The organism is Micromonospora sp. PRAS1, assembly GCF_059553435.1.
In genome coordinates this window covers 1-13,642 of sequence record NZ_JCANNB010000070.1, presented here as the reverse complement: position 1 = coordinate 13,642, position 13,642 = coordinate 1, and the positions used below count along the sequence as shown (strand labels likewise).

The window sequence follows — 13,642 nt, the reverse complement described above, 5'->3', positions numbered from 1 at the left end:
GGTGTGGGATGAAGCTTCGGCCTGAGATGACCGGCGACGCCCTGACTCGACTCAAGCGCGCCCGGGGGCAACTGAACGCCGTGATCGAGATGATGGAGGACGGCCAGGACTGCCGTGACGTGCTGACCCAGCTCGCCGCGGTGTCCAAGGCGATCGACCGGGCCGGCTTCAAGATCATCGCCTCCGGCATGCGCCACTGCTCGGCCGCTCGCGAAGGCGGCGAGCAGCCGGAGATGACCGAGGAGGAGCTGGAGAAGCTGTTCCTCGCCCTGGCGTGATCCACCGGGGCCGGCTCTTGATTGACACCGTTTCGGCGGAATGGCGGCATCAGCCCTGAGTTGATCCCGCCATTCCGGCGGGACGGCGCCCGGGATGGCCCGATATTTCATGGGAGAAGTCTGCCCGCTGTATACCCCCCGGGGTATACAGCGGGAAGCAGGAGAGAGGAGTTGGCAATGACGGTGCAGGTTTCGGTGATCGCGACGTCGTCCCTGGGCGACCGCAGCTACCTGGCCACGGACGGCCGGGTGGGGATCGTGGTGGATCCACAGCGGGACATCGACCGGGTGCTGTATCTGGCGGGTGCGGCCGGCGTACGGATCACGCATGTGTTCGAGACGCACCTGCACAACGACTATGTCTCCGGTGGGCTGGAACTGGCCCGGCTGACCGGTGCGCGGTACCTGGTGGCCGCCGCCGACCAGGTCGACTTCGACCGGGTACCGGTCGCCGACGGGGACGTGGTCGACGTCTCGGACGGAATGCGGGTCCGCGTCTTCGCCACGCCGGGACACACGTTCCACCACCTGTCGTACGTGCTCGACGAGGCCGACGAGACCGGCTGGGCTCCGGCCGGGGTGTTCACCGGCGGATCGTTGCTCTTCGGCACCACCGGCCGCACCGACCTGCTCGGTAAGCAGCACGCCCACGAACTGGCGCACCACCAGTACGCCTCGGCCAAGCGGCTGGCCGAGCTGCTGCCCGACGGGGCGGAGGTCTGGCCCACCCACGGGTTCGGCAGCTTCTGCTCGGCGAGCCAGGCCGACGCACCGGAGTCGACGATCGGCCGGGAGAAGCAGGCCAACCCGGTGTTCCGGCTGGCCGCGGCGGACTTCGTCACCGAGACCCTGGCCGGGCTGGACGCCTACCCGGCGTACTACGCGCACATGGGGGTGGCGAACGCCGCCGGTCCCGCGCCGGTCGACCTCACCCCGGTCGCCCGGGCCGACGCCGGGCAGTTGCGGGATCGGATCGCCGCCGGGGAGTGGGTGGTCGACCTGCGACACCGCAAGGCGTACGCGATGTCCCACCTCGCCGGCACGGTCAGCCTCGGCCTGGACGGTCCGATGTCGACCTGGCTCGGCTGGCTGATCGAGTGGGGTGCCCCGATCACCCTGCTCGCCGAGACGCCCGAGCAGGTCGCCGACGCCCAGCGCGAACTGGTCCGGATCGGCATCGACCGGCCCGCCGCACAGGCGACCGGCGGGCCGCGCGAGTGGGCCATCGACCCGGGCGACCTGGGTGAGCTGATGGTCGCCGACTTCCCGGCGCTGGCCGCCGCGCAGGCCGGGAACGCACCGGCCGGGCTGCCCGCCCCGCAGGTAGTGCTCGACGTACGGCTGACCAACGAGTGGCGCGCCGGCCACGTCGAGGGTGCCGTGCACCTTCCGCTGCCGGAGCTGCCCCAACGGCTGGCGGACGTGCCGGCCGGCCCGATCTGGGTGCACTGCGGTTCCGGCTACCGCGCCTCCGTGGCCGCATCGCTGCTGGTCAAGGCGGGCCGGGAGGTCGTCCTGATCGACGACTCCTTCGGCCGGGCCGAAGCGGCAGGCGTACGGCTGGCCGCGACGAACTGACCACCTCCGCAGCAACCCGACCCGAACCGAACCGAACCACCCCAGGCAAGGAGACGAGTGTGTCGAACCACCCCTCGACCATCGACCCGACGACGCTGCGCGCCCTGCTCGCCAACGGGCGTACGCCCCGGCTGCTCGACGTGCGTACCCCCGGCGAGTTCGCCACGGCGCACATCCCCGGGGCGTACAACGTGCCGTTGGATCTGCTCCGCGAACACCGCGACGAGCTGCGCCGCCACCTCGACGAGGAGGTGGTGCTGATCTGCCGGTCGGGTGCCCGCGCGACCCAGGCGGAGCGGTCCCTGGCCGCCGCCGGGCTGCCCAACCTCCGGGTGCTCGACGGCGGCATGCTCGCCTGGCAGGCGGCGAACGCACCCACCAACCGGGGCCGGTCCCGGTGGGACCTGGAACGGCAGGTACGGCTGGTCGCCGGCTCGATCGTGCTGGCAAGCATCCTGGCTTCGGTCTTCGTACCGGGCCTGAAGTGGGTGGCCGCATTCATCGGTGCCGGCCTGACCGTCGCCGCCCTGACCAACACCTGCGCCATGGGCATGCTGCTCAGCAAGCTGCCATACAACCGGGGCGCCAGCTGCGACCTGGACACCGTCGTCGGCCAGCTGCGGCAGGAGAGCCAGCCTCGGCAGGAAGGCCGGCTGCGGCAGGATGGTCCGGCCCGGAACCGGCCGTGACCGCCCTGGTCCTGACCCTGATCGGTGCGGTACTGATCGGGGTCAGCCTCGGCCTGCTCGGCGGGGGCGGCTCGATCCTCGCCGTGCCGCTGCTGGTCTACGTCGCCGATCTGCCCGCCCGGGAGGCGATCGCCACGTCGTTGCTGGTCGTCGGGGTGACAAGCGCGGTTGGCGTACTGCCGCACGCCCGCGCCCACCGGGTACGGTGGCGCACCGGACTGGTGTTCGGCCTGGCCGGCATGGCGGGCGCGTACGCCGGTGGCCGGCTCGCCGCGTACGTCCCGACGACGGTCCTGCTCACCGGCTTCGCGGTGATGATGCTCGCCACCGCGGTCGCGATGCTCCGCGGGCGCCGGCCCATTCCCGGGGCGGCTCCCGAACGGTGCGACGCCGAGGGCCGGCCGGTGTCGCACGAACCGCGAGCGCTGCGGATCGTCCTCGACGGCGTGCTTGTCGGCCTGGCCACCGGCCTGGTCGGTGCCGGCGGTGGATTCCTGGTGGTACCCGCCCTGGCCCTGCTCGGCGGGCTGCCGATGCCTGTCGCGGTCGGCACCTCGCTTGTCGTCATCGCGATGAAGTCCCTCGCCGGCCTGGCCGGCTACCTCTCCACGGTCAGCCTCGACTGGCGGCTCGCCGCCGCCGTCACCGCCGCCGCGGTCGTCGGCAGCCTGCTCGGTGGCCGGCTGGCCGGCCGGATCCCGGCCGCCCGGCTGCGCCGGGCGTTCGGCTGGTTCGTGGTGGTGATGGGAGTCTTCGTGCTGGCCCAGCAGCTGTTGTCGTAACGAATCAGAACGGGGTCAGCCGGCCGGTGGGGTCTCCGGGGTGATCGGCAGCAGGACCCGGAACACCGTCTCACCGGGCACGCTTGTCACCCGGATGTCGCCGTGGTGCTTGTTGACCACGATCCGGTAGGAGATGTCCAGCCCCAGGCCGGTGCCCTCGCCGACCGGCTTGGTGGTGAAGAACGGCTCGAAGATCCGGGGGCGGACCTCGGCGGGGATGCCCGGACCGGTGTCGCCGATCTCGACGAAGAGCTGGTCGTCGAGGCGGCCGGTGCGAATGGTCAGGACGCCCGTCCCGCCCATCGCGCCCAGGGCGTTGTCGATCAGGTTGCTCCACACCTGGTTCAGCTCGGCGGCGTACGCCGGAATCGCCGGCAGGCTCCGGTCGAACTCCTTGACCACCCGGATCCCGGCGGGGAACTTGCCCTTGAGCATCACAAGGGTGGCGACGAGCAGCTCGTGCACGTCCACCACCTGGTAGGGCGCCCGGTCGAGCTGGGAGTACTGCTTGGCCGCGCCGACCAGGGTGGAGATCCGGGTGGCCGCGTCGTCGATCTCCCGGAGCAGCAGCTCAGTCTCCACCCCGTAGGTGAGCCACCGCACCACCGGCTCCAGGTCCGGCGCGCTCACCGCCGCCGCGACCCGGTCCAGCCAGTCGATGTCGAGCCCGCCGCTGACCAGCATCGACGCCAGGTCCCACCCCTCGGTCACGCCGTGCTCGTCGAGCCAGTCGGTCAGCTCGTCCTCGGCGTCGCTGGTTTCCATGGCGGTCAGGTCGGGCGCCTTGGCCACCCGCTCGACCGCCTCCTCCTGGAGCCGCACCAGGGTACGCAGTTGCTGGCCGTCGAGCCGGGCGTCGGCCAGCGACCCGAGCTTGTGCCGCATGCCGGCGATCCGCTCCCGCAGGCCGGCGGTGGCGCGTACCGCGGCGCTCGCCGGGTTGTTCAGCTCGTGGGTCAGCCCCGCCGACAGGGAGCCCAGGGCCAGCAGCCGCTCCCGCTCACCGACCCGCGTCTGGGTGTCCCGCATGCCGATGAACATGCCCTCCAGCAGGTGCATCGCCATCGGGAACCAGGTACGCACCGCGTACGCGAACTTCGCCGACGGCAGCACGAAGAACTCGGCGTCGGTGAGCGCCCACATGCTGTTGCGGTAGCGCTGGTCCTCGTTGCCCAGGTATCCCTGGGTGGCCCCGCCGTACACGCCGCGCTGTGCGGTCCGGCTGATCTCCACCTGGTCGCCCTGGACCGTGCGGCAGAGCCGTACCGTGCCGTCCAGCAGCACGAAGAAGCACTCCGCCGGATCGCCCTCGGCGTAGACCAGGTCACCGGCCGCCCGCGTCTCGACCCGCCCGTGCTCGGCCAACCAGGCCAGCTGCCCGTCGTCGAGCGCCTCGAAGAGGAAGAGCGTCCGGATCTCGTCGGGCGGCAGCCGCCGCGGTGCCTCGGCGTCCGGTGTCGGGGTGCTCACTGTGCCTCCAGGTAGCGGTGTACGAGCGACACCGCCATCGCGCCCTCGCCGACCGCGGAGGCGACCCGCTTCACCGACTCGGCCCGCACGTCACCGGCGGCGAACACCCCCGGCACGCTCGATTCCAGGTGGTACGGGTCGCGCGGCAGCGCCCAGCCCGGTGGCCGGTGCCCCTCGGCGACCAGGTCCGGGCCGGTCACCACGAACCCCCGCTGGTCGCGGACCAGGGTGCCGTCCAACCAGCCGGTACGCGGTGCCGCCCCGATGAAGATGAAGAGCCAGGAGGCGTCCACCTCCCGCCGCTGGCCGGTACGCGTGTCGCAGAGCGTCAGCCGTTGCAGGTGCTCCTTCCCCGCGCCGGCCACCACCTCCGTGTACGGGTGCACGGTCACCTGGTCGAGGCGACCGAGCTGGTCGATCAGATAGCGGGACATCGAAGCGGTCAGGTCGGCGCCCCGGATCAGCAGGTGCACCCGCTGGGCGTAGCGGGAGAAGTAGACCGCCGCCTGCCCGGCCGAGTTCGCCCCGCCCACGATGTAGACCTCCGCGCCGACGCAGCTCGGTGCCTCGCTGGCGGCCGAGCCGTAGAAGACGCCCCGACCGGTGAACTCGGCCAGGCCGGGCGCGTCGAGCATCCGGTAGGAGACCCCGGTCGCCAGCACCACCGCGTGCGCGGCGAGCGTCTGACCGTCGCTGAACCGCAGCAGCCGCGCCGAACCGGCCTCCTCCAGACCGACGACCTCCCGGGTGCTGAGCAGCTCCGCGCCGAACTTGAGCGCCTGCCGGCGGGCCCGGTCGGTGAGCTGCGCGCCGGAGACCCCGTCGGGAAAGCCGAGGTAGTTCTCGATCCGGCTGCTCTGCCCGGCCTGCCCGCCGGTGGCCTGCCGCTCCACCAGGACGGTGCGCAGCCCCTCCGAGGCCCCGTACACGGCCGCGCCCAGCCCGGCCGGTCCGCCGCCGACGACCACCAGGTCGTAGAACTCCGCCGCCGGGGCGACGGTCAGCCCGACCAGCCCGGCCAGCTCCGCCTCCGTGGGCGCCACCAGGGTCTTACCGTCGGCGGTGACCACCAGCGGCACGTCGTCCGGACTCACCCCGGCCGCCGCGATCAGCCGCCCGGCCTCCGGGTCGTCCACCATCAACCAGCGGTACGGCACCAGGTTGCGGGCGAGGAAGTCACGGACCGCGAAGGACTCGGCGGACCAGCGGTGGCCGACCACCCGGATCTCCGTCGAGGCTGCCGCCGGAGTGGCAGACCACGCCTCCAGCAGGGCGTCGACCACCGGATAGAGCTTCTCCTCCGGCGGGTGCCAGGGCTTGAGCAGGTAGTGGTCGAGATCGACCAGGTTGATCGCGTCGATCGCCGCGCCGGTGTCCGCGTACGCGGTAAGCAGCACCCGCCGCGCGGCGGGGAAGAGATCCATCGCGGCTTCCAGGAACTCGATGCCGTTCATCTGCGGCATCCGGTAGTCGGCCAGCAGCAGCGCCACCTGCTCGCCGCGCAGCTTGACCTCGCGCAGCGCCTCCAGCGCCTCCGGCCCCGAGCTGGCCCGGACCACCCGGTAGCGATCGCCGTAGCGACGCCGCAGATCCCGGGCGACCGCCCGGGAGACCGCCGGGTCGTCGTCGACGGAGAGGATCACGGGGTTCGCCATCCGCCCATGAAACCACGCTGGTGTTGCCGGTGGCACCGCTCGTGATCCGCCCCATGGCGACGGCCGGCGACACGCCATCGGATAACCGACAGCCCGGCCGCCAACCTCGCCGGCCCGCTCGGGGGTCCTATCGCCGAGATCGACTGAGGGAGTGGAGCGGAATGGCGGACGTGGAGGTGTCGGTGCTCGGCCCGGTGCGGGTGCGGGTCGAGGGGACGGAGGTCAAGATCGGGCCCCGGCCGCGCGCCGTGCTGGCGCTGCTGGTGGCGGCCGGCGGGCGGGTGGTGCCGGCGAGCACGCTGATCGAGCAGGTCTGGCCGGACAATCCACCCCCGGCGGTAGGCAACACCCTCCAGGGGTACGTCGCACTGCTGCGCCGGACGCTCGAACCCGGTCGGGTGGCCCGCGCCGCCGCTCGTACCGTGGTCTGGGACGGCTCCGGCTACGCGCTGCGCCTGGCTGCCACAAGCGTGGACGCGGCCCGGTTCGAGCGGGCGGCCACCGAGGCGCACGCGGCGCTTGTGGCGAACCGCCCGGCGGCGGCGGTCACCGCGCTGGACGCGGTGCTGCCCAGTTGGCGGGGCCGGCCGTACGAGGACGTGGCCGAGGCCGAGCCACTGCTCGCCCACGCCGCCCGGTTGGAACGCGTCCGGGCCACGGCGGTGGCCGACCGGCACGCCGCCGCCATCGCCCTCGGCGAGCACAGCGCCGCCATCGCCCCGCTCGCCACGCTGGTCGAGGAGCACCCGCTCGACGAGCGGCTCTGGGAACTGCTGGCGCTGGCGCAGTACCGGGCCGGCCGGCAGGGCGACGCGTTGGCGACCCTGCGGGCCGCCCGGCGGCGGCTGGCCGAGGAACTCGGTGTCGACCCGGGCGACCGGCTGCGCCGGCTGGAGTCGGACGTGCTTGCCCACGCGCCCGCACTGGACCCGACCGCCGGTTCCGGATCGATCCGGGTCACCGGTGGCCCGCCGCCCGGCCGGCTCCCGATGCCTGTCGACGGGCTGGTCGGCCGGCACGCCGAGCTGATCGACCTGGCGAAACTGCTGGCCCGGCACCGGCTGGTCACCCTGGTCGGGCCGGGCGGCGTGGGCAAGACCCGGCTCGCCCTGGAACTCGCCCGGTCCGCGCCGCCGGGCACGACCGGCCCGTGGCTGGTCGAGCTGGCGCCGGTACGCGACCCGGCGCTGGTGGCCGCGACGGTGGCCCGCGCGGTCGGCCTGGTCGGCGTGGAGAGCCTCGACACCCTCGCCGCCGTGCTGCACGGCTGGGAGACGCTTCTCGTCCTGGACAACTGCGAGCACCTGACGGACGAGATCGGGCGGGTGGTCGCCACCCTGCTCGGCGGCTGTTCCGGGGTGCGCGTGCTGGTGACCGGCCAGCAGCCGTTGCGGCTGGCCGGCGAGGTGCTCGCCGAGGTGGGTCCGCTGCCGCTGCCCGAGGCGGTGGAACTCTTCGTCACCCGGGCGCGGGCCGCCCGACCGGGCTGGCAGGTCGACGAAACCGACGGACGGCTGATCCGGCGGATCTGCGCGGCGGTGGACGGCCTGCCGCTCGCGGTGGAGATCGCCGCGGCGCGGTCCCGCGTACTGCCGCTGGACGTGCTCGCCCGGAGCCTGACCGACCGGTCCCCGCTGCTCGCCGACGAGCGCCCCGGCCCTCCCCGGCACCGCTCGGTCGCCACCGCCATCGCCTGGGGCTACGACCTGCTGGAACCGGCCGAGCAGCGGCTGCTCCGCACGGCAAGCGTCTTCTCCGGCGGGTTCACCCTCGACGCCGTCGCCGACCTGGCCGGGCGACTCGATGCCGGAGCCGGCCCGGCGGGGCGCCACGACGCCGGAGCCGGCCTCGCCGGGCGGCTCGACGCCGGGTCGGGTGACCTGCACCCGCCCGACGGCCGGCTGGCCGCCGCCGACCCGGCCGGCACGCTGCTGCGGATCGGCAACCTGACCGACCGGTCCCTGGTGGTACGCGGGCACGACGACCGGTACCGGCTGCTGGAGCCGATCCGGGCCTTCGCCGAGCAGGCCCAGGACCCGACGGAACGGGCCGGTGCCCGGCAGGCGCACCTGTGCTGGATGCGGGACCTGGCGGAAACCGCCGAGGCGGGAATGGTCGACGGCCGGGCCGCCTGGTGGACCGCCCGGATGGGCCCGGAACGGGACAACGTCCGGACCGCCTTCGCCACCGCACGCCAGGCCGGGGACACCGTGACGGGTCTGCGGCTGGTCGGCGCGCTCATCTGGTTCTGGTACCGCTGGGGCGCGATCGACGAGGGCGGCGCGCTGCTTGGCGAGTTGCTGGACGAGGCCGAACGCCGGGGCGACGTCGATCCCCGGCTCACCGCCCGGGCCCTGCTGGCCCGGGCCGGGCTGCGTTACCTCGCCGGTGACATCCCCTCCGCGTACGCGTTGATGAGTGCCGCCGTCGCGCACGCCGAGCGGGCCGGCGACCAGATCACCCGGGCCCGCTGCGCCGGCTACGCGGCACACTTCGCGGTACTCGTCGGCGAGGACCCGCAGATGGCGCTGGATCGGGCAACGGCGGCGATGCGGCTGGCCGAGGCGAGCGGGCTGGACTGGGTCGGCGCGGAGGTGGGCACCTCGCTCGGGCTGGTGGTCCTGCTCACCCGGGGCGCGGAGGCCGCCGCCGGGCCGCTCGCCGACGCGTGGCGTACCGCGGTGGCCTGCGGCCACGACTTCGCCACCAGCAATGCCGCCTGGTCGCTGATGCTGGCCGAGCTGGCCCGGGACCGGCCCGGCACGGCGGCCGGGCTCGGGGCCGCCGCGCTGGTGCAGCGGCAGGACGCTGGCGACGTCACCTCCTGGATGATGGTCGCCCACACCACCGCCGGTGCGCTGGCCCGGCTCGCCGGCACCGACGCGGCTCCGGCCGGGCGCGATCCGGCCGTCGACGGCGCCACGGTGCTGGGCGCGCTCGACGCGATGTCGGCGACGCTCGGCTTCGCCCCGGAACGCACCGACCCGGTGCACGCGCCACAGGTACGGTCCGCGCTGACGGCGGCGGTCGGCCCCGAGCGCTTCGCCGCCGCGCTGCGCTCCGGCCGCGAACTGGACCCGGGCCAGGTGACCGACCTGCTGGCGGCGTACCTGCGATGACCTGCTCCGGGAGGCACGGTCGCCGGTGGTCCGCCGGGCCGCTGGGGTCCGGCAGGCCGACCTCCAGTCGATCCACAGTGGTGCTGTCCAGACTGTCCGCGCCGGTCGCCGGGGGGTGGCCGGCGAAGGAGGGAACGTGACAACCACACTTCGTCGGCGCAGAGCCGGCGACATCCGTAACCGGCGTCCGGGGCTGATCGCCGGGCTGCTCTCGGTCGTGATGTGCCTGACCCTGGCACCGGCCGTGCCGGCCAGCGCCAACGGGACTGTCGACTGGGACGCGCAGCAGGCGCGGGACCGGCTCTTCTCCGCGTACATGCGGATCCACGCCACCGGCACCCAGGGTCTACGAGACATGGTGCTGTCCGTGGCGACGATGGACTGGCGGCGGGCGAACCCGAACGCCAGCACCGCCGACATCAGCCGGCACATGGCGCTTATCAACGCCGAGCTGGACGAGCACGCCACCGCCGACGTCTACGGGGCGGGGGCGTACTCGACGCTCGTCACCCTGATCGACGCGGCGTCCGGGGTGCCGGGGGTCAGCATCGCCACCCCGGCGCTGCGGGCGCTGCTGGAGAGCACCGTCGGCGAGCAGCTGGCACAGACCGCGGCGATCGAGAACCAGGTCACCGGGGCGTACCAGACGAACATGTACCTGACCGCGCTCTACGGCGTGCAGGACCACGCCTGGGGTGAGGTCACCCGGTTCGGGCAGAACGACGCGGCGTTCACCGCCGCCTGGAACGGCATGATCGGTGGCCGCGCCGGGGTCATCCTGGACGCGAGCATCGACCAGTTGCAGGCCGACCCGCTGCTGGCCACGTACGTCGACGTCGAGGCGCTGCTGCTGCATCAGAACAACATGAACGACTACCTGGCTGAGATCCGGCGTCAGGTGGAGGCGGGCCTGGCGTCGCTTAACGCGCAGAACGACCAGATCCGCGAGCAACTGGCGGCGCTCTCGCTGAAGTACCCGGTGGGGCCGGGACCCAAGCCGACCGCGCAGGACTACACCCGGGCGCTGGGCGAGGCGGCCGACCGCCAGGTGGTGCTCGACGCGGCCGGCTCCGGCCTGTTCATCCTCGCCACCCTCGCCGGCTTCGCCGACAAGGACCTCGGCAACCACATCTCCACAGTCGGCAAGGCGGGGCTGGCCATCGCCACCGCGATCAACAACTACCTGCCGACGGTGGCCGGGCTGGGCGTGGCCCAGGCGCTCGGTTCGCTGAGCACCCTGGCGCTGACCGGCAACATCCTCGGCGCGGTGATGAGCGTGCTGCCGATGTTCGCCAGCGGGCCGTCCCCGGAGCAGATGATCCTCGACCAGCTCGCCGCGCTGCGTGCCGACGTGAACAGCCTCCGCACCGAGATGCACGGCCGGTTCGACGCCATCGAGCGGGCGCTCAGCGTGGTCTACGTCGACATGATGGGCCAGTTCGACCGGCTGTTCCAGGACATCGGGCAGGTACGCGGACAGCTCACCGACATCCAGGCCCGGCTGCTGCAACTGGACACCAAGCTCGACTCGCTGGCGCTGTTCACCGCACGGGCGTTGCAGACCACCACGCTCACCCCGATGCGTACCGCCATCAACGGCTACGTGAACTACGAAAAGCGCACCGGCGGGCCGATGAGCTACGACAAGTACAGCGACGACGCCGAAATCCCGATCCACTTCGGCACCACCGGCCTGTCCCGGCTGGAGCCGATGGCCTCGACGTCGGCCTCCTTCGGTGACGACCCGATCACCATCCTCAACCGGTACGGCCCCGGGGGCTCGCTGTCGTACCTGATCTGGCTGGCAAACGCCCGCTACGGCGCCGGCCTGGCCGAGCCGGGCAACACGGCACCGTCGTCCGGAGTGTTCCAGCTCGGCGGCCGGGCGTACGCCGCGCTCCAGTTGCAGAACCCGGAGCACGCCCGGCGCATCGGCAAGTACCGGGCCGACGAGGTGCGTCAGATCGGCACCGACCACCTGAACGCCGCCCGGGTACTCAGCTCGTCACAGGACGGCACCCCGAACCGGGTCTTCACCCAGCTGATCAGCGAATACCGCCAGGACGTGGCGAACGTCAACGCGGAGCTGGTCAAGGTGCGGGACCGGATCACCGACAAGGCGTACAACCCGTTCGGCGCGGCGGACGCCAACCCGACCACCCGGGTCGCCGGGCCGGGCACGCTGCCGATCTGCTCCGGCTACGGCCTGTCCCGGGCGACCCCGACCAACGCGTTCCAGGGCATGCCGAACGTCTTCCACAACGCGACGATCGTGCTGCCCGCCAACCGCAAGCCGACTTTCTCGGGTTGCTGGAGCGCGGAGTGGGCGGACATGCAGGGCGACCCGACCGAGACCTGGGCGGCCAACCTGGAGGTGACCATCCGGGTCCGGGCGCAGTGGCCGGGCCAGCCGGTGCAGGAGATCCGCACCCTGCGGGCCAAGCGGTGGTACGGCAACGTCTGCGTCTACAACTACAAGACCGAGACGCAGACCTGCAAGTTCGCCAACACGGTGGCGCAGGACAACTGGAACACCTACAAGACGCTGCTGGAGCAGTCCGCCACCAGCACGAGCGTCCCGGCCCAGGTCACCGAGGCGACCAGGCAGGTCGAGGCCGGCTTCCACGGCAAGATCCGGCAGTACTACGACGCGGTCAACCACGAGCTGCGTACCGCCACGCCGCTGGAGCAGAAGAAGCGCCGGCTGGCGGAGACCATCGCGCTGCTGCGGGCGTACACCGAGGTCGCCTTCCCCAAGGCGCTGGCCGGCAACGCCACGCTCAGCTCGCTGCTCTTCGGCTCGCTGCGGATTCCTGGCGACTACTCGGCGCTGCCGGGTGCCGCCGCGCCGGACCGTACCTCGATGTCCGACGCGTACGCCCGGGCGGCGCTGAACTACGCCGGGTGCGAGCAGGCCGGCGCTGGGGCACCGTGCCAGCTCGGCTTCAGCCCCAACGTGCGCAAGGACCAGGTGGCACCGTACGACACGGCGTGCACGGCCGCGGCCGGCTCGACCGGTGACCACGTGAGCAACTGCCTCACCGCCCTCTCCGGGTCGCGGGCGGACCAGCTCGCCGCGCAGTACGTCCGACACTTCCGGGAGGTCAAGGACGGGGTCTATGTCGAAGGCTCGCCGGAGGTGGAGGCGCTTGTCGCCGAACTGGAGACGGTGGACCGGGTGAACCGCGCCGGCTGATCCGTTCCTGGTCAGCTGATCCGTTCGAGAACCGGCCGGTGGTGCTCCACGCGGAGCGCCACCGGCCGCTTTCCCCCGTCAGCCGATCCGCTCGCCGTACACGCGGTCGACAGTCATCGTCATGAGCACCCGGCGGTCGGCGACCATCACCGACCGGTACTCGGCCCAGTCCGGGTGCTCACCGGCGGCCCGCCGGTAGTAGTCGACAAGCGCCGCCACCTCGGGGCCGTCCGGGTCGGTGCCGGGACCGGTCAGGGTCGCCGTCCCCTCGGCGGTCGCCCACGCCCGGCCATCGGGGCTTGTCACCTCCAGCGTGGCGCGCGGGTCGCGGCGCAGGTTCGCCGTCTTGGCCCGCCCTTCCGTCATCGACACGTACAGCAGACCGGCCACCCGGTCGTAGTAGGGCTGGACCGGCGAAAGCTGTGGGCGGCCATCCGACTTGATCGTGGCCAGCACCCCGAGCCGACTCCGGGCGAGCAGCGCACGCGGCTCGTACGGCTCCGGCTCCGGGTCCGGATTCTTGGCGGCCGGCTGTGGGCCCGGGTCTTCGGCGGCCGGCTTCAGGTCCGGGTTCTTGGCGGCCGGCGGGCGGAACTGCTCGATCAGCGCCGCGTAGCTGCTGCCACCGTGTCCGTCGGCCACCGCACGCTCGGCCAGCGTCCGGGCCAGCCGGGACGGTTCGACGTCGACGCCGAGCGCCTCGCCCTCCGCGATCACGTGCGCCATCGCGGCCAGGTGGGTGTCGATTGTCGAATCGTCGGCGAGGTAGACGCCCTCGTCGATCTGCTTCGCGTAGCCGGGCAGCCAGCCGGTCACCGTCTCGATTCCCCGGCTCGCGAGCGGCGCGAACGCCGCCGCCGGCACCCCCACCGCGC

8 protein-coding genes and 2 pseudogenes are annotated in these 13,642 nt (G+C 72.7%); 6 read left to right on the top strand and 4 right to left on the bottom strand.

The features are described from left to right. Positions 1–8: 8 nt before the first annotated feature. From AC507J_RS31855 to AC507J_RS31840, 4 genes and pseudogenes are all read left to right on the top strand, one after another. Positions 9–278 carry a metal-sensitive transcriptional regulator gene (locus AC507J_RS31855; RefSeq protein ID WP_496294216.1) on the top strand — a complete coding sequence of 90 codons (270 nt, stop codon included), beginning with the start codon at positions 9–11 and terminating at the stop codon, positions 276–278. A gap of 177 nt (positions 279–455) precedes the next feature. After that, positions 456–1,856, top strand: a complete 1,401-nt coding sequence (locus tag AC507J_RS31850) for an MBL fold metallo-hydrolase (protein WP_496294212.1) — start codon at positions 456–458, stop codon at positions 1,854–1,856. A gap of 59 nt (positions 1,857–1,915) precedes the next feature. Next, complete coding sequence (locus tag AC507J_RS31845; RefSeq protein WP_496294210.1) at positions 1,916–2,545, top strand: rhodanese-like domain-containing protein; 630 nt, start codon at positions 1,916–1,918, stop codon at positions 2,543–2,545. Then, positions 2,542–3,318: pseudogene (locus tag AC507J_RS31840) on the top strand (sulfite exporter TauE/SafE family protein); the annotation flags it as partial. The gene AC507J_RS31845 and the pseudogene AC507J_RS31840, both read left to right, overlap by 4 nt. A 24-nt stretch (positions 3,319–3,342) precedes the next feature. On the opposite strand, the gene AC507J_RS31835 reads toward AC507J_RS31840, so the two are convergent. Together AC507J_RS31835 and AC507J_RS31830 are read right to left on the bottom strand one after the other, a co-directional pair. Further along, positions 3,343–4,797: an ATP-binding protein gene (locus AC507J_RS31835; RefSeq protein ID WP_496294208.1), complete on the bottom strand. Its 1,455-nt coding sequence runs from the start codon at positions 4,795–4,797 to the stop codon at positions 3,343–3,345. Beyond that, positions 4,794–6,452, bottom strand: a complete 1,659-nt coding sequence (locus tag AC507J_RS31830) for an NAD(P)/FAD-dependent oxidoreductase (protein ID WP_496294206.1) — start codon at positions 6,450–6,452, stop codon at positions 4,794–4,796. The genes AC507J_RS31835 and AC507J_RS31830 overlap by 4 nt, the downstream gene beginning before the upstream one ends. Before the next feature lie 161 nt (positions 6,453–6,613). On the opposite strand from AC507J_RS31830, the gene AC507J_RS31825 reads away from it, so the two are divergent. Both AC507J_RS31825 and AC507J_RS31820 read left to right on the top strand, forming a co-directional pair. Further along, positions 6,614–9,571: an ATP-binding protein gene (locus AC507J_RS31825; RefSeq protein ID WP_496294204.1), complete on the top strand. Its 2,958-nt coding sequence runs from the start codon at positions 6,614–6,616 to the stop codon at positions 9,569–9,571. Between the two features lie 136 nt (positions 9,572–9,707). Continuing rightward, on the top strand, positions 9,708–12,767 hold the full coding sequence (locus AC507J_RS31820) for a hypothetical protein (RefSeq protein WP_496294202.1): 3,060 nt from the start codon (positions 9,708–9,710) through the stop codon (positions 12,765–12,767). Between the two features lie 78 nt (positions 12,768–12,845). On the opposite strand, the gene AC507J_RS31815 is transcribed toward AC507J_RS31820, so the two are convergent. Continuing rightward, positions 12,846–13,247, bottom strand: a complete 402-nt coding sequence (locus tag AC507J_RS31815) for a PPOX class F420-dependent oxidoreductase (RefSeq protein ID WP_496294214.1) — start codon at positions 13,245–13,247, stop codon at positions 12,846–12,848. 168 nt (positions 13,248–13,415) lie between these two features. Beyond that, a pseudogene (locus tag AC507J_RS31810) lies at positions 13,416–13,583 on the bottom strand (imine reductase family protein); the annotation flags it as partial. Positions 13,584–13,642: the final 59 nt, after the last annotated feature.

Excerpts from the sequence above, each read along its gene's own strand:
- AC507J_RS31825 (WP_496294204.1), top strand. The coding sequence starts at position 6,614 with ATGGCGGACGTGGAGGTGTCGGTGCTCGGCCCGGTGCGGGTGCGGGTC.
- AC507J_RS31850 (WP_496294212.1), top strand. The coding sequence starts at position 456 with ATGACGGTGCAGGTTTCGGTGATCGCGACGTCGTCCCTGGGCGACCGC.
- AC507J_RS31855 (WP_496294216.1), top strand. The coding sequence starts at position 9 with ATGAAGCTTCGGCCTGAGATGACCGGCGACGCCCTGACTCGACTCAAG.
- AC507J_RS31830 (WP_496294206.1), bottom strand. The coding sequence starts at position 6,452 with ATGGCGAACCCCGTGATCCTCTCCGTCGACGACGACCCGGCGGTCTCC.